Consider the following 21,171-nt stretch of genomic DNA (forward strand, 5'->3'; position numbering starts at 1 on the left):
GGCGCTGCCTACTCCCATCGCATCCCCCACCCAGTACCCAAGTAGCATAGGTCCCACCCCCGGCCCTTCGTACACTCATGCCTCAGAGGGGGAGTTCACGATGCACAACAGTGAAGGCGTAGTCAGTGGCATGTCCCAGGCAGCGGATGCCGGGCAGGCCGCCGAAGAGTTGGCGCGGCAACTGCTGCATCCGTACCTCGGGTTTGTGCTGTTTTTTTGCTCGGCGTCCTACGACCTCGAGGCCCTGGGCAATGCCCTGCAACATTGCTTCGGCAATGTGCGCGTGGTCGGGTGCACCAGCGCCGGCGAGATCACGCCCCAGGGCTACGGGCGCAATTGCGTCACGGCTGTGGGCTTTAACCACGCGCATTTTTCCATCGCCACCGAACTGATCGACCAGGTGGAGCGCTTCAGCCTGATCGATGCCCAGCACATGGTCGAACGCCTGGTCGGCGGTTGTCGCAGCAATACGCTCGCGCCGATCAAGGGCAACACCTTCGCCCTGACCTTACTCGACGGCCTGTCCAGCCGCGAAGAGATGGTGCTCGCCGCCCTGAGCGCCGCGCTTGGGGACATCCCGCACTTCGGCGGTTCGGCCGGTGACGACAACTTTCTCACGCACACCCATGTGTACTTCAACGGCGCGTTCCACAGCGGCGCGGCGGTGGTGGTGCTGGTCAATACCTGGCTGGACTTCGAAGTGTTCACCACCCACCACATCCTGCCGCGTGCGGAGAAGCTGGTGGTGACCGGGGCCGACAGCCCCTCGCGCCGCGTGTACGAACTCAATGCCGAACCCGCCGCCGAGGAGTACGCCCGGCACATCGGCGTACCCGTGGCCGAGCTCGACCACCGCACGTTCGCCGCCCACCCATTGGCAGTGCGTATCCATGACCAGTACTACGTACGCGCGATCCAACAGGTGCACGAAGACCTGAGCCTGAGTTTCTACTGCGCCGTGGAAAACGGCATCGTGCTGACCGTGATGAAGCCCGGACCGATCCTGCCCAACCTGGAAAACCTGTTCGAGGGCCTGCAGTCACGCCTCGGCGAGCTGTTGCTGACCATCGGCTGCGACTGCTTCCTGCGCCGCCTGGAACTGGAAGACGCGGGCAACCTGGAGCAGATCGGCAGCTTCCTGCAAGCCAAACGGGTGCTGGGTTTCAACACCTACGGAGAACAGTTCAATGGCATGCATATCAACCAAACCTTTACCGGGGTCGCCATTGCCCGAGGCCGCCGCTGAGCTGCTCGCTCAGGTCGCCCAACTGCAACAGGACAACCACAAGCTGGCACGGATCAACGCGGCGCTGATCGAGCGCATCGAGTCCGGCATGAGTCAGGGCAATAACCCGTACACCACCTTCCAGCATTCGGTGGTGCTGGCTGAGCAAGTGCGTGAACGCACCGATGCGCTGAACCAGGCGATGGCCGAACTCAAGGCCAGCAACCACTTGCTGATCAATGCCCGGCTGCGCGCCGAAACCCTGCGCGGCGAACAGGTGGCCGCGCAGAAAGCCCAGGAAAGCGAGCGCTGGATTCGCCTGATCACCGACAACGTGCCGGCCCTGATCGGCTACCTGAACGCCGACCTGGTCTACGAGTTCACCAATAAAGTCTATGAGGAATGGTACTGCTGGCCGCGCGGCATGATGCTCGGTCAGAGCCTGCGCGAAGTGCACAGCGAGCAGCATTGCCAGCGCCTGGACGCCTATGTCGCGCGGGCCCTGGCCGGCGAGAGCGTGACCTTTGAGTTTGCCGAGACCAACATCAACAACCAGGAGCGCTACATGCTGCGCTCCTACGTGCCGAATATGCTGGCCAGTGGCGAAGTGGTGGGCATTTTTGTGCTGATCCGCGACATCACCGAGCGCCGCCGCACCGCCGAAGCGCTGCACCAGGCGTATCTGCACCTGGAGCAGCGGGTGGCCCAGCGCACCTCGGAACTCACCGCGCTCAACGACCAGCTATTGCAGGAGATCGACGAGCGCCGCCGCATGGAAACGCGCCTGCGCGACGCCAAGCTGGAGGCCGAGCAGGCCAACCTGTCCAAAACCAAATTCCTCGCGGCCGTCAGCCATGACCTGCTGCAACCGTTGAACGCCGCGCGCCTGTTCACCAGTGCGTTGCTGGAGCGCCCCAGCGAAAAGCTGGTGCGCAACGTGAGCAATTCCCTGGAAGACGTGGAAAACCTGTTGGGCACTCTGGTGGATATTTCCAAGCTGGATGCCGGGGTGATCAAGGCCGACATCGCGCCGTTTGCCTTGAGCGAACTGCTCGACAACCTGGCCGTGGAGTACACCGAACTGGCCCGCAGCGAAGGCCTGGAACTGCACTTTATCGGCTGCTCGGCACTGGTGCGCAGCGACATCCAGTTGTTGGCGCGGATCCTGCGCAACCTGCTGAGTAATGCGATTCGCTACACCTATCAGGGGCGCATCGTGCTGGGGTGCCGGCGCCAGCATCAGCGTTTGTCGATTCAGGTGTGGGACAGCGGCATGGGCATCGCCGAGGAGCGACTGGAGGAAATTTTCCAGGAGTTCAAGCGCGGCGATGTGCAGCGGCCGGACCAGGACCGCGGTTTGGGCCTGGGACTGGCGATCGTCGAGAAAATCGCCGGCATTCTCGGCCACCGTATCGGCGTCAAATCCTGGCCGGGCAAGGGCTCGATGTTCTCGGTGGAAGTGCCGTTGAGCGCCACCGCGCCCAAGTCGTTGCCGATGCCGGCCATGAGCGAACCCATGCTCGAACGCCTGCAAGGGGCGCGGGTGTGGGTGCTGGATAATGACGCGGCGATCTGCGCCGGCATGCGCACCTTGCTCGAAGGCTGGGGCTGTCGGGTGGTCACCGCCTTGTCGGAGCAAGACCTGGCGCGGCAGGTGGACAACTACCATGCCGAAGCCGACCTGCTGATCGCCGACTACCATCTGGACGATGACCAGAACGGCGTGGACGCGGTGGCGCGCATCAATGCCCGGCGCGCCAGTGCGATCCCGGCGATGATGATCACCGCCAACTACAGCAATGAGCTCAAGCAGCAGATCCGCGAGCTGGGGCACACCTTGATGCACAAGCCAGTGCGGCCGATGAAGCTCAAGACCGCCATGAGTCACTTGTTGGGCAAGTGAACCGTGCAGGCCCATTCACTCAAGCGCCACTGCAGATCAGATGGGGGAGGGCACGCCCCTCCCACATTTCGCTCATCGGTTGTCTGGGGTCAGCGACGCAGATAAGACCCGAAATCGATATCCCCGGCACTCAAGATCGCCTGCACCCGGTTATGCACATTCAACTTGCGCAAGATCGCCGACACATGGGCCTTCACCGTGGTTTCGGCAATCTCCAGGGTGTATGCGATCTGCTTGTTCGATTCACCTTTGGTCATGCGTTCCAGCACCAGCAACTGCTTGCGCGTCAGGGCCTGCAACAGCTCCGGGGCAAAGCCCGGGTTTTCGTTGAGGCGCCGGTGAGTGCCGGGTTTCTGGGTGCGGATGATGTCCGGCGGCAGGTACACGTTGCCGTTGAGAATCTGCTGGATCGCCTCGGTCATTTGCAGACGGGGCGAGGACTTGGTGATGAAACCTACGGCGCCATAGGTGATGGCTTGCAGCACGATCTGTTTGTCCTGTTCGGCCGAGACGATCACCACCGGGATGGTCGGCGATTCGTTGCGCAGGTTGATCAGGCCGTTGAGGCCGTGCATGCCGGGCATGTTCAGGTCCAGCAGGATCAGGTCGAGGTCGTCGTGTTCCTGGGTCAGGGCCAGGGCGCTGTCCAGGTCGGCGGTTTCCATGACTTCGCTGCCGGGAAAACCGTCGCTGATGACGTTGTGGATCGCCTCGCGAAACAGCGGGTGATCGTCGGCTATCAGGATTTTGTACATGGCCGTTCACCTTCTTGTTGTGGTTTTTTATTGAAACGGTTCGGGTGTCGCAGCCGTCACTGGCAGTTTTGCCGCTTCCCACGCATCCAAGCCGTCGCGATACCAGTACACAGAGGTATAGCCCAGGTTGGCGGCACGTTTTACCGCGTTCCAACTCAGCCAGCAATCGGAGCGGCAGTAGAACACCAGCGGGCGTGTCAGGTCGCCGTCGGTGAACGTGTACAGGTGGCGCACGAAGTAACCTTGCCATTCCGGCGAGAGGTCGCCGTCGCCGGTATTGGCCAGCCAATGGCTGCCGGGGAGGTTGGCGTGGGGTTGGTCTTCAATGAAACGGCCTTGCAGCCACTGGCGGCGGTACACGTCGATCAGCACCGGTGCCGGCGTCTGGTTCAGCAGCGCTTGCAGGGTCGGGGTATCGACGATGGTCGCGCCTGGTAATTGCTCGGGGGTGGGGCTGCGGTACAGGCTGATGCGATAGCCTTCGGCGGAAAATAAGGGGGTGTCGGCCTGGGCGTTGAAGCACAGCAGGCACAGCAACGCCAACAGGGGCAGTCGGGCAGGAGGCATGGCAGGGCAATCCTTATCGTTATGCCACCATTACACGTGAGTCCCGCCGCCTTGGGAATGCGACGATAGACAGCAAAACCAGTACTAAGGTAGTAGTTTTGCCGCCCTCAGCCCTTTTTGCGCAACGCCGCATGCTGGGGGTTGAAGGTCAGCACCGCCAACAGTGTGAACAGCAATGTCAAACCCAGGCACACCGCCAGCGCGAGCCCGGCGAAGCGTTCGTACAGAGCAAAGCGCACCAGCTCCACGGCGTGTGTGAACGGGTTGATCGCGCACAGCCAGTACAACCACTCGCTGGAGTCGCGCATCTTCCACAGCGGATACAGCGCCGACGACAGGAAAAACAGCGGGAAGATCACGAAGTTCATCACCCCGGCAAAGTTCTCCAATTGGCGAATCGCGTTGGACAGCAGCAGGCCCAGGGCACTGAGCATCAACGCCACCAGCAGCAGCGCGGGCAGGGCGATCAACAACCCCATGGCCGGCGGTTGCACACCATAGACCCAGGCGATCGCCAGGAACCCGTACACCTGCAACAGTGAAATCAATGCCGTGGCCAACAGTTTGCTGCACAGCAAAAACGTGCGCGGCAGCGGACTGGTCAGCAGCACGCGCATGCTGCCCATCTCGCGGTCGTAGACCATCGACAGCGAGCCTTGCATGCCGTTGAACAGCAGGATCATGCAGGCCAGTCCGGGAATGATGTAGACCTCGTAGGGGATGTAGGTGTCGTAGGGCTCGATCACCGAAATGCCCAAGGCCGCGCGGAACCCGGCGGCGAACACCACCAGCCACAATAATGGGCGCACCAGGGCACTGAGAAACCGCGTGCGCTGCAACACAAAGCGCAGCCACTCGCGCAGCACGATGCCGCGCAGGCATTGCCAGTACGCGTTCATGCCGCGGCCTCCGTCGGCGTGGGGCGGGTCAGTCGGGCGAACAGGCTGCCCAAGTCGCCGCCCTGTTGCTGGGTGAGCGCATCGACTTGCCCGCTGGCCACCAGACGGCCCTGATGCAAGATCATCAGCGCATCGTCGCCCTGCACTTCATCGAGCAGGTGGGTGGTCCACAGCACGCTCATGGCGTGTTCGGCGCACAGGCTGCGCACATGGCGGTTGAGGGCCAGACGGCTGGCGGGGTCGAGGCCGACGCTGGCTTCGTCGAGCAACAACACGCGCGGTTCATGCAGCAAGGCCCGGGCGATTTCCACCCGACGGCGGTGCCCACCGTTGAGTTCGCGGACTTTTTCGCGGCGGCGCTCGGTGAGGGCCTGGCGCGCCAGTTCGGCCTCCACCCGCGTGTCGGTCTGGCGCCGCGACAAACCATGCAGCGCGGCGTGGTAACGCAGGTTCTGCTCCACGCTCAAGTCCAGGTCCAGGGTGCTTTGCTGGAACACCACGCCCAGCTGTTTGAGGGCCGCGCGCGGCGCCTCGCGCAGGGAATGCCCGCCCACGCGGATGTCCCCCGATTGCAGGTCATACAGCCGGGTCAGCAGGGCGATCAACGTCGATTTGCCGGCGCCATTAGGCCCCAGCAGCGCCGCAAATTGCCCCGCCGCAAGGCTGAAACTCACCTCGCTCAGAGCCTGGCGCGGGCCATAGGCGAAACTCAACGCGCTGACCTCCAGGGCGCTCATGGCGTCACCACCACACCCCAGGGGTAGCGCCCGACTTTCACCGACTTGACCACCTTGAGGCTGTCCACATCGATCACCGACACATCGCCGCTCACGCCATTGGTGGCCAGCAATTGCTTCTGGTCCGGGGTGAACGCCATTTGCCACACGCGACGGCCCACCAGCAGGTAGTCGAGGACCTCGAAGGTCTTGGCATCAATCACCGCCACATGGTTGGCCGGGCCCAAAGCGACAAAGGCGTATTTGCCGTCGGCACTGAGTTTGATCCCCACCGGTTGCACCTTGTCCGGGTGCACGCCTTTGATCTTGAACGTCAGGGTCTTGAGGATCGCGCGGCTGGCCACGTCGAGAATGGTCACGGTGCCGCCGATTTCCGCCGAGGCCCACAGCTGCGAGCCATCGCTGTTGAACTCGACAAAGCGTGGGCGCTGGTCCACCAGAGTACTGTCGGCCAGGGTCTGGGTGCTGGTGTCGATCCAGTGCAGCATGTTCGTGGTTTCACTGGTGTTCACCGCCCATTTGCCATCCGGGCTGACAGCCATGCCCTCGGGCTCCACGCCTACGTTGATCTGGCCGAGCACCTTGGCGGTCTCTGTGTCGATCACCGTGACCAACGCATCATCCTCGTTGGACACATACAGCCAGCGGTTATTGGGGTGCAGGGCAAATTGCTCGGGGTCTTTGCCCGAGGGCAGTTCCTTGATGATCTTGCGCGTGGCCACGTCCATCACTTGCACGCGGTCCGAGTCGCTGGCGCAGATGTACAGCAGCTTGTTGTCATGGGACAGCAACAGGCCCCGTGGGCGCTGGCCGACCTTGAGCGTGTCGGTGACTTGCAGGGTCTGCATGTCGATCAGGCTCAGGCTGTTGTCTTTCTCGTTGGAGACCCAGGCGGTGCTGGCCGCGGCGTGCCCGGCGGCAAGCAGCAGGGCGCATGAGAGCAGGGTGCGGCGCATGGCGGATTCCTTATTATTGTTGGCAGCGATCAGGGATAGCGGCAGGTCACCTCAGGCTTGTCATAGCCCAGGCTGTCCATTTCATTGGTGGGGTGCAGGAAGCCGTCCTGGGGTGAGGTGCTCACCAGGGCGCGCGGTTGCACGATGGGAATCGGTTGGCGCAACTGGCCATTCCACGGGCGGTAGCTGAGCTTGCGGCCCTTGAAGCCATCCAGGGGCAATTGCTCGCTGATTTCCAGTTGGCGGATCGCCATGGGCTCGACCTGGCGCAGCTTGCTCACCGCACTGGCGAGGCTGCGCACGGCCATCCAGGCGGCGAAGTCGCGGTCGTTCATCCAGCGCCCGGCCAGGGCTTCGAAGCGTTTTTGCAATTGGGCGGCGCCGTAGGTCTCGACGGTTTTGTGCCAGCCGGTGGGTGTGAGGCCCTGGGTGCCGGCGACGGGGCGCGGGTACCAGGTTTGATAGGGCACGTACTCGCCGAAGTCGCCGCGCTCGTCGGCCACCAGCACCACATCGTATTCGGCAGTCTGGGTGAACAGCGGCATATCCGCCTGGGCACTGCGGCGTTGGTCGTTATCGAAACGCCAGGCTTTTTCCGCCACCAGTTGCACGCCGAAGCGCTTGGCGGCGCGGCGCAGGGCGGCGGCGTAGGCCTGGTCGTCATCGGTGGGGCCGACGATCAGCAACGCCTTTTGCCATTTGCGCAGCACCAGAAACTGCGCCAGGGCGTCGGCGAGCATGGCGCGGTTGGGCAAGGTGTGCAGCACGTTGCCCAGGCAGTCGGTGCTGCGCAGACTGTCATCGGGGCTGCCGGCGTTGAACAGCAGGCTGTCGGGCAGGGCGGCGCTGAGCTGGCGCAGGCTGGCGGCGGGTGCGTTCACCACGAACAGGCGCAGGCCCTGGGCGTGCTGGGCCTGTGCTGCGCTGAGCAGGGCGTCCGGTGTGTCGACCGTGGCACTGACCAGGCTGTAGCGTTGGTTGAGAAACGCCCCGGTGCTGTTGCTGTCGATGACCGCCAGTTCGGCGCCGCGTTGGCCGGCATCGACGGGTTCGGCAATCACATTGGAGAGCAATGGTCCCGGATCCGGGCGATAGCCCAGGTAGCCGATCTGCACCTGCAAGGGCTCGGCGGCCTGGCTGGCGGTGGCTACCCCGGCGGCGCAAGCAATCGCCAGCAGATAGATCACGGCGTAAGGGGCGAGCTGGCGCATAAGGCACTCCATGACAGGTAGCACCAGCATAGGAACCCTCAAGGGCTCTGCAAATATGCAGAAAGTACCGCTGAGCCAGTACCAAGGTAGTAGCCCCGCGCAGGGTATGCGGTCTTAGCATGGATCACCACCGGACCTCTTCAGGAGCTACACCAGCATGCGCGTCTTGTCGGCCTTGTCGCGGATCAACCTGTGGGTGTGCGGCTTCTTCGCCCTGGTCACCTGCGCCTGTACGGCGCTGTTGCTGCACCAGGCCCTGGCGGACGTGGAGCGTGAGTTGCAATCGGCCGAAGCGGTGGTGCATTACCTGAGCGAGACCGCCGAGCGCGACCCCGCCAGCCTGCAACCCAAGCTCACCGCCAGCCTGCGCCATGTGCGCGTGCACTGGCTCAAGCCCGGTGAAACCGTGCAGGCCGCCACGCCGGATGGCCTGGATGCCTGGCTCGGACGCCTGTTGTTTACCGAGGCACGGCGCAGAGCTCAGGTGCTGGATTTGCCGGATGGGCGCCGGGTGTCCATCGCGGTCGACCCTCGGGATGAGATCGATGAGGTCTGGGACTCCCTGCAGCAATTGCTGGGCCTGTGCGCCCTGGCGCTGGCCCTGAGCCTGTTGACCATCCGTTGGGCGGTGCGCCGCGGCATGGGCGTGCTCGATGAACTGCTGTGCGCCCTGCAACAGGTGTGCGCCGGCCAGCTCAATGTGCGCCTGCGCAGCAGCGGCTCACCGGAAGCGCGGCAATTGGCACTGCACTTTAACCGCATGACCGACGCCCTGGAGCAGGCGCGCACCGACAACACCCAGCTCACCCAGACCCTGCTCGCGGTGCAGGAGCAGGAGCGCACCCACCTGGCCCAGACCCTGCACGACGACCTTGGCCAGTACCTGGCGGGTATCCGCGCCCAGGCGTGCCTGTTGCGCCTGGTGGCTGATCGGCCCGAGGCGCTCATGCGCACGGTGGGGTTGCTGGAGACGCACTGCGAGCACTTGCAGCAGGGTTTTCGCGCGTTGGTCCACGACCTCTACCCGGTGGCCCTGCAACACCTGCCCATGGCGCAGGCGTTTTCAATGCTGGTGACGCAGTGGCAGGCCAGCCATGGCATCCCGTGCCACTTGCAGGTCAGTGCCGATCTGCCGGCGCTGTCCGGCGCCAACAAGACCCATCTTTACCGCCTGCTCCAGGAAGCCCTGACCAACATCCTGCGTCACGCCGACGCCAGCCAGGTGCACGTGCGCCTGCAGCATCGCGGCTCGCGCCTGCGTCTGTGGGTGCGCGACAACGGGCGCGGTGCGCAGACGCCCCAACGTCCTGGCGTGGGCTTGTATTCCATGGCCGAGCGCGCGCGTTGCCTGGGCGGCGAACTGAAGATCCTCAGCCACCCCGGCGCCGGTTGGGCGCTGGCGTTGAACATGCCATTGGAGGCCACATGAATATCTTGTTGGTGGATGACCATGCGGTGGTGCGCCAGGGCTATGCCAGCCTGTTGCGGGCGTTGTTGCCGACCATCGAGGTGCGCGAAGCGGCCAGTGGCGAAGAAGCCTTGAGCCGGGTGCAGGAGGCGGTGCCGCACCTGGTGATCATGGACTTCGGCCTGCCGGGCATCAGCGGTCTGGAAACTACGCGCCGTTTGCGCCAGCGTCTGCCGCAGTTGCGTGTGCTGTTTTTCAGCATGCACGACGAGTTGCCGCTGGTGCGCCAGGCCCTGGACGCGGGGGCTGCCGGCTACCTGACCAAAAGCTCGGCGCCTGAGGTGTTGATCGAGGCGGTGCGGCGGATTCTCGAGGGGCACGCTTATATTGAGCAGGCGCTGGCGACTGAGCTGGCCTACACCGCCAGCGATCAGCGTTTGCAGGGCATGACGCCGCGGGAGTTGGAGATTTTTCTGATGTTGGCCAAGGGGACGCCGACTCGCTCGATTGCTGAGCAGCTCAATATCAGCAGTAAGACGGTGTCCAATCATCTGACGTTGCTTAAGAGCAAGTTGCAGGTGAGTTCCCATGCTGAGCTGGTGCATTTGGGGATTGATATGGGGGTGGTGCGGGTGGCGGGGTGAGCGGGGGTTGGGGCGGGTGGGGTTGCGGCTGATGGGGGCATATCCGTTATTTGTGTGAGGGCGGCTTAGGGTTCCGCTTTTACAGCGGGTCACTTTTGGAAAGAGCCCAAAAGTAACCAAAAGGCTCTTGCCCCAACACTCGGCACCTCGCCTGGGCGCGGGGCGGCTAACCCGGCGTCCTGCCGGGTTGCCCACGGATTCAAACCTGCGTTCGGCCAGCGTGTTTGATGGGGCGCCTGAGATCACAAGCAAGATCAAGAGCAAGAGCGGCTCGCTTCGCATCGTGGGGTGGGGGTGGGGTTGCGGCTGATGGGGGCATATCCGTTATTTGTGTGAGGGCGGCTTAGGGTTCCGCTTTTACAGCGGGTCACTTTTGGAAAGAGCCCAAAAGTAACCAAAAGGCTCTTGCCCCAACACTCGGCACCTCGCCTGGGCTCGGTGTGCCCTCACTCCGGTTTGAATCCGTGGGCCGCCGCCACGCGCCATCCATGGCGCGGGGCGGCTAACCCGGCGTCCTGCCGGGTTGCCCACGGATTCAAACCTGCGTTCGGCCAGCGTGTTTGACGGGGCGCCTGAGATCACAAGCAAGATCAAGATCAAGAGCGGCTCGCTTCGCATCGTGGGGTGGGGCGGCTAACCCGGCGTCCTTCCGGGTTGCCCACGGATTCAAACCTGCGTTCGGCCAGCGTGTTTGATGGGGCGCCTGAGATCACAAGCAAGAGCAAGAGCAAGAGCAAGAGCGGCTCGCTTCGCATCGTGGTTACGGGGTGGGTTCAACTTGGGTTGCTGTGGTGGTGAGCGGGCCTGCCCAGCGCAGGGTAAGCCCGCTCAGCACACCTATTTTTTGGCCTTTCCAGCGTTTAACGGACTGACGCAACGTCGATGTGTCAGCGGTCCCAGGTGGTGGGGCAGTCCTTGCAGCCTTGCATATTGGCGTCCTGGAAGTTCGCGTAGTGCTGGCGACTGCCCGTGAGGGTCGCTTGTTCCAGGTTGCTTTCACCGAACTTGGCTTCCTGCAGGTTCGCGTCGCTGAGGTCGGCGCCTTGCAGGTCGGCTTTGCTCAGCCAGGTCATTTCCAGGTCGGCCGCGCGCAGGTTGGCGTTGTGCAGTTTTGCTCCCGAGAGCCGCGCGAATTGCAGGTAGGCGGCGCTGAGGTTGGCGTTTTTGAACTGCGCGCCCTGGGCGAACAGCCCCCAGCCTTGCACGGCCATTAAGGTGGCGCCGGTGAAGTCCGCCAGGCGCAGGTTGCTTTGTTGCAGGCTGGCGCGGGTGAGGTTGGCGCCTTGCAGTTGGGCTTTTTCCAGGTTGGCCAGGTCGAGGTTGGCGTGGCGCAGATCCGCATCGCGCAGGTCGGCGCCGGCCAGGTTCATTTTGCTCAAGTTTTGATTGCGCAGGTTCGCGCCCTTGAGGTTGGCGCCGGGGCACTGGCTGTGTTCGGCGAGGATGCAGCCGTTGATGATCAGCGGGACGTCTTCGCCGTCGTCGGCGTGGGCCAGGGGCAGGGTGAGCAGGAGTAACAAGGGCAGGTAGTTCATCGTGAGACCTCTGGAGATCCTGTAGTGAGCGGGCTTGTCGAATCGTCGCACCGCCCGCGCTCGGCTGCGCAGCAGTCGTAAAACCTGAGCGCAGGGTGGTGCTGGAAGAATGCCGGGGCCGCTTCGCAGCCCCGCTCACCACAAAAAGCGCGGCCCGGCATTTGCTGATGGGTTACTTCTGGGCTGTCTTGTTATCCCAACTCGGGATCTTGAACACCCAGAACGAGCCGCCCTGTGCCACCGGCTTGGTCAGCTCGGCCATGTCGCCGCCCCACAATGGCACCGCGCCGCCGTAGCCGACGGTGACGCCGATGTACTGTTCGCCATCCTGTTCCCAGGTGATCGGCGGCGAGACGATGCCGCTGCCGGTCTGGAATTTCCACAGTTCCTTGCCGGTCTTGGCGTCGAAGGCCTTGAAGAAACCGTCGCCGGTGCCGGTGAACACCAGGTTGCCCTTGGTGGCCAATACGCCGGCCCACAACGGCAGGTGTTCCTTGTGCTCCCACACCACCTTGCCGGTGGTAGGGTTCATTGCGCGCAAGGTGCCGACGTGGTCGTCATACATGCGCTTGATGCGGAAGCCCATGCCCAGGTACGCCGAACCTTTTTTGTAGTTGACCTCTTCGGTCCAGTATTCCTCTTTCCACTGGTTGCCCGGGATGTAGAACAGGCCGGTGTCCTGGCTGTAGGCCATGGGGTTCCAGTTCTTGCCGCCGAGGAACGGCGGCGAGACTTCCACCGGTTTGCCCTTGGTTTCACCCGGCAAGGGTTTGGCCGGGCGCTGGCCTGGGTTTTCCACGGGGCGGCCGGTTTTCAGGTCGATATGGCTGGCCCAGGTGATGTTGTCGACAAACGGAAAGGCGTTCTGCAGCTTGCCGTTGTTGCGGTCCACCACGTAGAAAAAGCCGTTGCGGTCGGCGTGGCCGGTGGCCTTGACCACTTTGCCGTCCTTGTCCTTGTAGTCGAACAGCACCAGCTCGTTGTTGCCTGAGAAGTCCCAGGCATCGTTCGGGGTGTGCTGGTAGAACCACTTCACTTCGCCGGTGCTCGGGTCGACGCCGACCTGGCCGGAGGTGTAGAGGCTGTCGAAGTCGTGGGGGTCGCCGTCTTTTGAGGTGCGCGCCCAGGTGTTCCACGGGCCGGGGTTGCCGGCGCCGACGATGATGGTGTTGGTTTCGGCATCAAAGCTCGCGCTCTGCCAGGGCGCGCCGCCGCCGTGGCTCCAGGCCTCGACCTTGCCGGTTTCGGTGGTCGGGTCATCCGGCCACGACGGCGCTTTGACGTCGCCGGTCGGCGTGCTGTCCTTGCCGTTGAGGCGGCCCATATGGCCCTCCACGAACGGACGCATCCACACTTCTTCGCCGGTGTCCGGGTCGCGCGCATACAGCTGGCCGACCACGCCGAATTCATCGCCGGAGCTGCCGTGGATCAGCAGCACTTTGCCGCTGACTTTGTCTTTGATCAGCACCGGGGCGCCGGTCATGGTGTAGCCGGCGGCGTGGTCACCGAATTTTTTGTTCCACACCACTTTGCCGGTGTTTTTGTCCAGGGCGATCAGGCGCGCGTCGAGGGTGCCGAAGTAGATCTTGTCGCCGAAGATCGCCGCGCCCCGGTTGACCACGTCGCAGCACGGACGAATGTTGTCGGGCAGGCGGTGGTTGTAGGTCCACAGGCGCTTGCCGGTCTTGGCATCAAGGGCAAACACGCGGGAATAGGAACCGGTGACGTACACCACGCCGTCGCTGACGATGGCCTGGGATTCCTGGCCACGTTGCTTCTCATCGCCGAACGAATAGGACCAGGCCGGCGTGAGCTTGAATACGTTCTTGTCGTTGACCTGGGCCAGCGGGCTCCAGCGTTGGGCGTTGGTGCCCAGGCCGTATTGCAGCACGTCCTTGGTGGTCAGGTGGTCGTTGGCGATGTCTTCCCAAGTGACGTTGCGCGTCGGCTTGGCAGGCTCGGCGGCGGCGAAGCCGGAGGCACTCAAGGACAGGCTGCCGACCAGCAGGATCGCCTGCATGGCAAGGCTCAACGGTGAACGGGCGGGTAGCGATCTTGTTGTTGTCATGGTTGCAGTTCCCAGTGGAGGTTTTGGCCTGCACAGGGTGGTGCGTCCGGGTGGTGCGCGGATACGGAAAAAGTCCCGCCGTGGCCGGGAAGACTTCCCGCGCCGCCGCTGTTTTAGGCGTGCCCCACAAGCCCTACTACCAAGGGAGGAGAGGGCGGCCACCAAAGCAGCATACGGCCCATGCATGGGGGTTTCTAAGATGGTTGCCATAGCCTCTGCAATGAGGTTTTGCGTGCAATCCTGAGGGCAAAAATAATGACAACAAAACACAATGCCTGGCTCGTGGCCGGCCTGTTGGTCAGTGTATTCGGCGCCAGCTCCGCCTGGGCGCATGGCAACGTGGTGCCGCAAGCGGTGGAAACCAAGGGCCTGACATCGATCAAGGACGCCGGTGTGCCGGTCGATGCCGACGGCTGGGCGGCGGTGAATCCGTATCGCACCTCGCCGGAACATGACAAGGCGGTGGAAATCGGCTCGTCGGCCTACAACCAGAACTGCGCCGCCTGCCACGGCCTGGAAGCCAAGTCCGGCGGTATCGCCCCTGACCTGCGCATGCTGGATGCGGGCGAGGCCGGTGATGAGTGGTTTGTCGAGCGCGTGCGCCATGGCGCGGTGCGCGACGGCCGGGTGTATATGCCAAAAATGGCCGATTACCTGAGCCAGGAAGCGCTGTGGGCCGTGCGTACCTACCTGGACTCCGTGCGCGTCGAGGAGTAAGCCATGCGCCTGTTCGCTTATGTGCTTGGCCTGGCCCTGCTGTGTTGCCAGACGGCACAGGCACAGGTGCGCAGCTATGACCAGATGATTGCCGCCGGCGAGATCAAAGTGGCGGTGTACAAAGACTTCGCCCCCTACAGCTTCCTGGACGGCAGCACGCCACGGGGGGTGGACGTGGAACTGGCCCAGGCCCTGGCCAAGGCGCTGGGGGTGCGGTTGGCGCTGATCTGGGCGCCGGCCGGCGAGAAACTCGACGACGACCTGCGCGACTACATCTGGCGCGGCAGCCCGTTGCATAACCAGCAACTGGCCGACCTGATGATGCGCGCGCCCTACGATCACGCCTACGCGCAAAAACGCAACGACCAGGGCGAGCTGGAAAATGGCCATGTGGTGATGTTCGGGCCGTACCAGAACGAACAATGGCAGGTGGCCTACGACCACCGCCGCCTGGACAAGGTGGCCAGCGTGGCGGTGTTCGAGCAGCACCCGATTGGCGTCGAGGTCGACAGCGTGCCGTCGTTCTACCTCACCTCCGTGTTCAACGGCATGCTCGCCGGCAAGACTCGTCACTACCCCGACGTGCCCCAGGCATTCGCGGCGATGAAGGCCGGCGAAGTCGACGCGGTGATGGCCATGCGTGGCGAAATCGACTGGCAGGTGCACGAGGCCCACGACCCGCAACTGGCCCTGGCGCAAAACGCCTACCCCAATATGGGCAAGCAGCGCTGGGAGATCGGCATGGCGGTGCACGAAAGCAATCGCCAGTTGGCCTACGCCGTGGAAGAGGCGCTCGAAGCCTTGATTCGCGAGGGCGCGGTGCAACGCATCTACCGCGATTACGGCCTGCAGTACGAAGTGCCCGAGATGTATCAATAGGAGCAGGCGATGAAGTGGCGACTGTGGTGTGCGTTGGTCTGTCTGTTGCCGCTGGCGGCCCACGCCGTGGACATTGATCCCGGCAAGGACCCGGTGCCTTCGGTGATGTGGGCGTTCTACCACAAGCAGTTTCTGGCCGATGCCCCGTTTGTGTTCGACGAACGAGTGAAGCTGCTGGCGCCGCCGTTCGCCGAAGATGCGCGCCAGGTGCCGCTGGAAATCGATGCCCGTGCCTTTAAGGGCCAGGTGGTCAGAATTCTCGCCTGGGCCGAGCTCAACCCGTTACCGAAAATTGTCGATTTTCAGCCCAAAGCCGGCGTGCTGCCCTGGCTGTCGCTGCGTATCCGCATCGAGCAGGCCACGCCCCTGCGCGCGGCGGTGCTCACGGACGACGGCGTGTGGCACGTCGGCTCGACCCTGATCGACGCCGCCGGCGGTGGCTGCACGGCGCCGAGCGTGGTGCGCACCCAGCCGGGTTGGGAAGAGCACATCGGCGAGGTGCTCGGTGGGCGCTACCCCCGTGGTGAATTCAGCCGGGTGCGCGTGCAGGTGGCGCACCCGATGGACAACGGCATGGTCAGCGGCATCCCGGAGTTTTTCATCAACCACGCGCAACTGCGTGGCAGGGACGATCAGGTGCTGGCCGAGCTGGAACTGTTCCCGGCGGTCAGCGAAAACCCCACTCTGGCCTTCGACATCGACGCGCCGGGCCCCACCCGCCTGGTGCTGCGTGACAACAGCGGCAACGAGTTCGACGCGGCCATCCCCTGACCAGAAGGAGCGCGGCATGCGCTGGATTCTCTTGTTGTGCCTGAGCGTGAGCCTGCCCGCCCTGGCGGACCTGGACTACGCCCTCACACCCCGGCTGATCGCCGATGACACCTGGCTGTTCGAAGGCAGCACCGACAATTTTGCCAAGGCCAATGGCGGCAATATCGTCAACACGGCGTTCATCGTCACCGAGGCCGGCGTGGTGGTGATCGACACCGGGCCGTCGCGGCGCTACGGCGAGGCCATGCGCCAGGCCATCGCGCGGGTCACCCCAAGGCCGGTGGTGCAGGTGTTGATTACCCATCATCATCCCGACCACGCGTTGGGCAATCAGGCGTTCAAGGATGTGCCGATTGGCGCCCTGGCCGACACCACGCGGCTGCTGCACGAACAGGGCGACAGCATGGCGGAGAACCTCTATCGCATGGTCGGTGACTGGATGCGCGGCACCGAGGTGGTGTTGCCCACCCAGGTGCTGGCGCCCGGCGTGCTCAGCATCGGGCAGCACGACCTGCGCCTGCTGGCACTGACCGGCCACACCGGCGCGGACCTGGCGATTCTCGACCAGCGTACCGGCGTGTTGTTTGCCGGCGACCTGGTGTTTTACCAGCGCGCGCTCACCACCCCCAACAGCCCCGGGCTGGCAGCGTGGCAGGCGGATATCGACACCCTGCAAGCCTTGCCCTGGACGCTGGTCGTGCCCGGCCACGGCCCCGTGGCAGGCGATGCGCAACCCTTCGCACAGATGCGCGACTACCTCAGCTGGCTCGATCAATTGCTGCGCGACGGTGCCGCCCATGGCAGCGACATGGCCGAGATGATCCGCAGTCCCATCCCCGAGCGCTTCGCCGCGATCAGCCTGAGCCGCTATGAATTGATCCGCAGCGTCAGCCACCTGTACCCGCGCTACGAGCGTGAGCAGATGCAGCGGGTCGACACCCGCTACTAAGGAACTAGCAATCTCGATACAGCGGTCAATTGTGACAACCGCCCCTGCGCCCAAGAATCTGCACCAGACCGGGAAAATTTCCCGGGTATAACAAAAACCGCAGAGGTAGCCGTCATGACCCAACCCGCACGTCGCCAACCCTTCGCCTTGAGTGTGTTGCTCGGTGCCATCCTGTTGTCCGGCCAGGCCACGGCCGCCGTCACCGACCAGGACATCCTCCAGGACCCGAAAAACCCCGAGCAGATCGTCACCAACGGCCTCGGCGTGCAGGGCCAGCGCTACAGCCCCCTCGATACGCTGAACGTGGACAACGTCAAGGACCTGCGCCCGGTCTGGGCATTCTCGTTTGGCGGCGAGAAACAGCGCGGCCAGCAGGCGCAGCCGATGATCAAGGACGGGGTGATGTACCTCACCGGTTCCTACTCGCGGGTGTTCGCGGTGGATGCCCGCACCGGCAAGAAACTCTGGCAGTACGATGCGCGTCTTCCCGATGACATCCGCCCCTGCTGTGACGTGATCAACCGTGGCGTGGCGCTGTATGGCGACCTAGTGTTCTTCGGCACCCTCGACGCCAAGCTGGTGGGCCTGAACAAAGACACCGGCAAAGTGGTGTGGAGCAAGAAGGTCGCAGACCACAAGGAAGGCTACTCCATCAGCGCCGCGCCCCTGGTGATCAACGGCAAACTGATCACCGGTGTCGCCGGTGGTGAGTTCGGTGTGGTGGGCAAGATCGAAGCCTATGACCCGAAAAACGGTGACCTGCTGTGGAGCCGCCCGACGGTGGAGGGCCATATGGGCTACGTGTACAAGGACGGCAAAGCCGTGGAAAACGGCATTTCCGGCGGCGAGGCGGGCAAGACCTGGCCCGGCGACCTGTGGAAGACCGGCGGTGCCGCGCCATGGCTGGGCGGTTACTACGACCCGGAAACCAACCTGTTGCTGTTCGGCACCGGCAACCCGGCGCCGTGGAACTCGCACCTGCGCCCTGGCGACAACCTCTATTCGTCGTCGCGCCTGGCGCTGAACCCGGACGACGGCACCATCAAGTGGCACTTCCAGAGCACGCCCCACGACGGTTGGGACTATGACGGCGTGAACGAACTGGTGTCGTTCAATTACACCGAAGGCGGCAAAGAGATCAAAGCCGCGGCCACCGCCGACCGGAACGGTTTCTTTTATGTGCTGGACCGCACCAACGGCAAGTTCATCCGTGGCTTCCCGTTTGTCGACAAGATCACCTGGGCCACCGGCCTGGATAAGAACGGCCGGCCGATCTACAACGAAGCCAGCCGCCCAGGCGCGCCGGGCAGCGAAACCAAGGGCACCTCGGTGTTCGTCGCGCCGGCGTTCCTCGGTGCCAAGAACTGGATGCCGATGGCCTATAACCGCGACACCGGTCTGTTCTACGTGCCGTCCAACGAATGGGGCATGGACATCTGGAACGAAGGCATCGCCTACAAAAAAGGCGCGGCGTTCCTCGGTGCGGGCTTCACCATCAAGCCGCTGAACGAAGACTACATCGGCGTACTGCGTGCCATCGACCCTAAGACCGGCAAGGAAGTCTGGCGCCACAAGAACTTCGCGCCGCTGTGGGGCGGGGTGCTGACCACCAAGGGCAACCTGGTGTTCACCGGTACGCCGGAAGGTTTCCTGCAGGCATTCAACGCCAAGACCGGCGAGAAGGTCTGGGAATTCCAGACCGGCTCCGGCGTCCTCGGCTCGCCTGTGACCTGGGAGATGGACGGCGAACAGTACGTGTCGGTGCTCTCCGGCTGGGGCGGCGCGGTGCCGTTGTGGGGCGGTGAAGTGGCCAAGCGCATCAAGGATTTCAACCAGGGCGGCATGCTCTGGACCTTCAAATTGCCCAAAGAACTGGTCGCCAAGCACTAAACCTACGACCAAATGACAAGAGCCCCCCTGCCAACGGCGCATTCGCCCGGCAGCGGGGGCTCTTTACTATCGGGTCATCGCCTGTTGACCGACAGGCCCGGACCCAGACAGAGGCTTCAGCATGATCTACGCACAACCTGGCACCCCTGGCGCTATCGTCAGCTTCAAAGCGCGCTACGGCAATTACATCGGCGGCGAGTTCGTTGCGCCGCTCAGCGGTGAGTACTTCACCAACACCTCGCCGGTCACCGGTGAAGTGATCGCCGAGTTCCCGCGCTCCAACGCCGCCGACATCGACAAGGCGCTCGACGCCGCGCATGCCGCCGCCGACGCCTGGGGCAAGACCTCGCCGCAGGACCGCTCCCTGGTGCTGCTGAAAATCGCCGACCGCATCGAGCAGCACCTTGAAGTGCTCGCAGTGGCCGAGACTTGGGACAACGGCAAGGCCGTGCGCGAAACCCTCAACGCCGACGTGCCTCTGGCCGCTGACCACTTCCGTTACTTCGCCGGCTGCATCCGCGCCCAGGAAGGCGGCGCCGCCGAGATCAACGAACACACCGCGGCCTATCACTTCCACGAGCCCCTGGGCGTGGTCGGACAGATCATTCCGTGGAACTTCCCGCTGCTGATGGCCGCCTGGAAACTCGCCCCGGCCCTGGCCGCCGGCAACTGCATCGTGCTCAAGCCGGCCGAGCAGACGCCGCTGTCGATCATGGTGTTTGCCGAGTTGATCAACGACCTGCTGCCGCCGGGCGTGCTCAATATCGTCCAGGGCTTTGGCCGGGAAGCCGGGGAAGCGCTGGCCACCAGCAAGCGCATCGCCAAGATCGCCTTTACCGGCTCCACGCCGATCGGCGCGCACATCATGCATTGCGCCGCCGAGAACATCATTCCGTCCACCGTGGAGCTGGGCGGCAAGTCGCCGAACATCTTCTTCGAAGACATCATGCAGGCCGAACCTGCGTTCATCGAAAAAGCCGCCGAAGGCCTGGTACTGGCGTTCTTTAACCAGGGCGAAGTGTGCACCTGCCCGTCGCGGGCGCTGGTGCAGGAGTCGATCTACGACGCCTTCATGGCCGAAGTGATGAAAAAAATCGTCAAGATCAAGCGCGGCAACCCGCTGGACACCGAGACCATGGTCGGCGCCCAGGCGTCCGAGCAGCAATACGACAAGATCCTGTCCTACCTCAAAATCGCCCAGGAAGAGGGCGCAGTGCTGCTCACCGGCGGCGCGGCCGAGCGCCTGGAAGGCGACTTGTCCAGCGGTTATTACATCCAGCCGACCCTGCTCAAGGGCCACAACAAAATGCGCGTGTTCCAGGAAGAAATCTTCGGTCCGGTGGTGGGTGTGACCACCTTCAAGGACGAGGCCGAGGCCCTGGCGATTGCCAACGACAGCGAGTTCGGCCTGGGCGCCGGCCTGTGGACCCGCGACATCAACCGCGCCTACCGCATGGGCCGGGCGATCAAGGCCGGGCGTGTGTGGACCAACTGCTATCACCTTTACCCGGCGCACGCGGCGTTCGGCGGCTACAAGAAGTCGGGCGTGGGGCGTGAGAACCACAAGATGATGCTGGATCATTACCAGCAGACCAAGAACCTGCTGGTGAGCTACGACATCAATCCGCTGGGCTTCTTCTAACCCGACGCGGTTACACCTGTGGGGCTTGCTCGCGAAGAGGGCGTGTCAGTTGATGCAACCGTCAACTGACCAGCGCATTCGCGAGCACGCCCCACATTTTGTTCCCGGATATCCGCGACCAATGCAGTGCAGTCACTCCTTCGAAAGTAGCATTCGCACACCCATCTCCCCATGCATTAATGCCTCTACCGGAATCTTCCGGCACAACAAGAGGACATGCCCCATGTGGACTAAACCCGCGTTTACCGACCTGCGTATCGGCTTTGAAGTGACCATGTACTTCGCCAGCCGTTGATCCATCTCCGGCCAGCCGCGTGCTGGCCGGGGCCGTTTTGGGAATGACCCTTTGGTCTGATTGCATTCGCCCCCGGATGGGTTAGTGTGGAGCGCATCTTCCAAAATAATAAAAACAGGC

General features: G+C 63.5%; 19 protein-coding genes. 11 read left to right on the forward strand and 8 right to left on the reverse strand.

Going from position 1 to position 21,171, the window contains the following annotated elements; genetic code table 11:
- The first annotated feature begins 100 nt into the window (after positions 1-100).
- Together nosP and PSH59_RS10030 are read left to right on the forward strand one after the other, a co-directional pair.
- Positions 101-1,246 (forward strand): nitric oxide-sensing protein NosP, encoded by a 1,146-nt coding sequence (gene nosP / locus PSH59_RS10025; RefSeq protein WP_248081385.1) that lies wholly within the window; start codon positions 101-103, stop codon positions 1,244-1,246.
- Complete coding sequence (locus PSH59_RS10030; protein WP_370694400.1) at positions 1,188-3,128, forward strand: NahK/ErcS family hybrid sensor histidine kinase/response regulator; 1,941 nt, start codon at positions 1,188-1,190, stop codon at positions 3,126-3,128. The genes nosP and PSH59_RS10030 overlap by 59 nt, the downstream gene beginning before the upstream one ends.
- Positions 3,129-3,217: 89 nt before the next feature.
- Here PSH59_RS10030 and PSH59_RS10035 read toward each other — a convergent pair whose 3' ends face one another.
- From PSH59_RS10035 to PSH59_RS10060, 6 genes are all read right to left on the reverse strand, one after another.
- A complete protein-coding gene (locus tag PSH59_RS10035) occupies positions 3,218-3,883 on the reverse strand; it encodes a response regulator transcription factor (RefSeq protein ID WP_305394933.1) in 666 nt (221 codons plus the stop codon).
- Positions 3,884-3,910: 27 nt separating this feature from the next.
- A complete protein-coding gene (locus PSH59_RS10040; protein WP_305394934.1) occupies positions 3,911-4,450 on the reverse strand; it encodes a PQQ-dependent catabolism-associated CXXCW motif protein in 540 nt (179 codons plus the stop codon).
- A gap of 107 nt (positions 4,451-4,557) precedes the next feature.
- Positions 4,558-5,349, reverse strand: coding sequence for an ABC transporter permease (locus PSH59_RS10045; protein WP_248081393.1), 792 nt, complete (start codon positions 5,347-5,349; stop codon positions 4,558-4,560).
- Positions 5,346-6,086 carry an ABC transporter ATP-binding protein gene (locus PSH59_RS10050; protein ID WP_248081396.1) on the reverse strand — a complete coding sequence of 247 codons (741 nt, stop codon included), beginning with the start codon at positions 6,084-6,086 and terminating at the stop codon, positions 5,346-5,348. The genes PSH59_RS10045 and PSH59_RS10050 overlap by 4 nt, the downstream gene beginning before the upstream one ends.
- A complete protein-coding gene (locus PSH59_RS10055) occupies positions 6,083-7,042 on the reverse strand; it encodes a YVTN family beta-propeller repeat protein (RefSeq protein ID WP_248081399.1) in 960 nt (319 codons plus the stop codon). Before PSH59_RS10055 ends, PSH59_RS10050 begins: the two co-directional genes overlap by 4 nt.
- 29 nt (positions 7,043-7,071) lie before the next feature.
- Complete coding sequence (locus tag PSH59_RS10060) at positions 7,072-8,253, reverse strand: ABC transporter substrate-binding protein (RefSeq protein WP_305394935.1); 1,182 nt, start codon at positions 8,251-8,253, stop codon at positions 7,072-7,074.
- Between the two features lie 166 nt (positions 8,254-8,419).
- Between PSH59_RS10060 and PSH59_RS10065 the strand changes: the two genes are divergently transcribed.
- Positions 8,420-9,682 carry a sensor histidine kinase gene (locus PSH59_RS10065; RefSeq protein ID WP_305395288.1) on the forward strand — a complete coding sequence of 421 codons (1,263 nt, stop codon included), beginning with the start codon at positions 8,420-8,422 and terminating at the stop codon, positions 9,680-9,682.
- Positions 9,679-10,305, forward strand: coding sequence for a response regulator transcription factor (locus PSH59_RS10070; protein WP_305394936.1), 627 nt, complete (start codon positions 9,679-9,681; stop codon positions 10,303-10,305). The genes PSH59_RS10065 and PSH59_RS10070 overlap by 4 nt, the downstream gene beginning before the upstream one ends.
- A gap of 887 nt (positions 10,306-11,192) precedes the next feature.
- Here PSH59_RS10070 and PSH59_RS10075 read toward each other — a convergent pair.
- Both PSH59_RS10075 and exaA read right to left on the reverse strand, forming a co-directional pair.
- Positions 11,193-11,840 carry a pentapeptide repeat-containing protein gene (locus PSH59_RS10075; RefSeq protein ID WP_305394937.1) on the reverse strand — a complete coding sequence of 216 codons (648 nt, stop codon included), beginning with the start codon at positions 11,838-11,840 and terminating at the stop codon, positions 11,193-11,195.
- Between the two features lie 172 nt (positions 11,841-12,012).
- Entirely contained in the window at positions 12,013-13,908 is a 1,896-nt protein-coding gene (gene exaA / locus PSH59_RS10080; RefSeq protein ID WP_370694401.1) for a quinoprotein ethanol dehydrogenase, read from the reverse strand.
- Positions 13,909-14,163: 255 nt separating this feature from the next.
- On the opposite strand from exaA, the gene pedF reads away from it, so the two are divergent.
- The 7 genes from pedF to pqqA all read left to right on the forward strand — a co-directional run bounded on the left by pedF (position 14,164) and on the right by pqqA (position 21,051).
- Positions 14,164-14,625, forward strand: coding sequence for a cytochrome c-550 PedF (gene pedF, locus PSH59_RS10085; protein ID WP_248081408.1), 462 nt, complete (start codon positions 14,164-14,166; stop codon positions 14,623-14,625).
- Positions 14,626-14,628: 3 nt separating this feature from the next.
- Positions 14,629-15,504 (forward strand): ABC transporter substrate-binding protein, encoded by an 876-nt coding sequence (locus PSH59_RS10090; protein WP_305394938.1) that lies wholly within the window; start codon positions 14,629-14,631, stop codon positions 15,502-15,504.
- A gap of 9 nt (positions 15,505-15,513) precedes the next feature.
- On the forward strand, positions 15,514-16,275 hold the full coding sequence (locus tag PSH59_RS10095; RefSeq protein WP_305394939.1) for a quinoprotein dehydrogenase-associated SoxYZ-like carrier: 762 nt from the start codon (positions 15,514-15,516) through the stop codon (positions 16,273-16,275).
- Positions 16,276-16,291: 16 nt separating this feature from the next.
- Entirely contained in the window at positions 16,292-17,224 is a 933-nt protein-coding gene (locus tag PSH59_RS10100; RefSeq protein ID WP_305394940.1) for a quinoprotein relay system zinc metallohydrolase 1, read from the forward strand.
- Between the two features lie 114 nt (positions 17,225-17,338).
- A complete protein-coding gene (locus PSH59_RS10105) occupies positions 17,339-19,114 on the forward strand; it encodes a PQQ-dependent methanol/ethanol family dehydrogenase (protein ID WP_305394941.1) in 1,776 nt (591 codons plus the stop codon).
- 121 nt (positions 19,115-19,235) lie between these two features.
- Positions 19,236-20,756 carry an aldehyde dehydrogenase family protein gene (locus PSH59_RS10110; protein ID WP_305394942.1) on the forward strand — a complete coding sequence of 507 codons (1,521 nt, stop codon included), beginning with the start codon at positions 19,236-19,238 and terminating at the stop codon, positions 20,754-20,756.
- Between the two features lie 223 nt (positions 20,757-20,979).
- The gene (pqqA, locus tag PSH59_RS10115) at positions 20,980-21,051 is read left to right on the forward strand and encodes a pyrroloquinoline quinone precursor peptide PqqA (protein ID WP_010209364.1); all 72 of its coding nucleotides are present in this window, start codon (positions 20,980-20,982) and stop codon (positions 21,049-21,051) included.
- The last annotated feature ends 120 nt before the right edge of the window (positions 21,052-21,171 follow it).

The organism is Pseudomonas sp. FP2309 (assembly GCF_030687575.1).
Lineage (GTDB): Bacteria > Pseudomonadota > Gammaproteobacteria > Pseudomonadales > Pseudomonadaceae > Aquipseudomonas.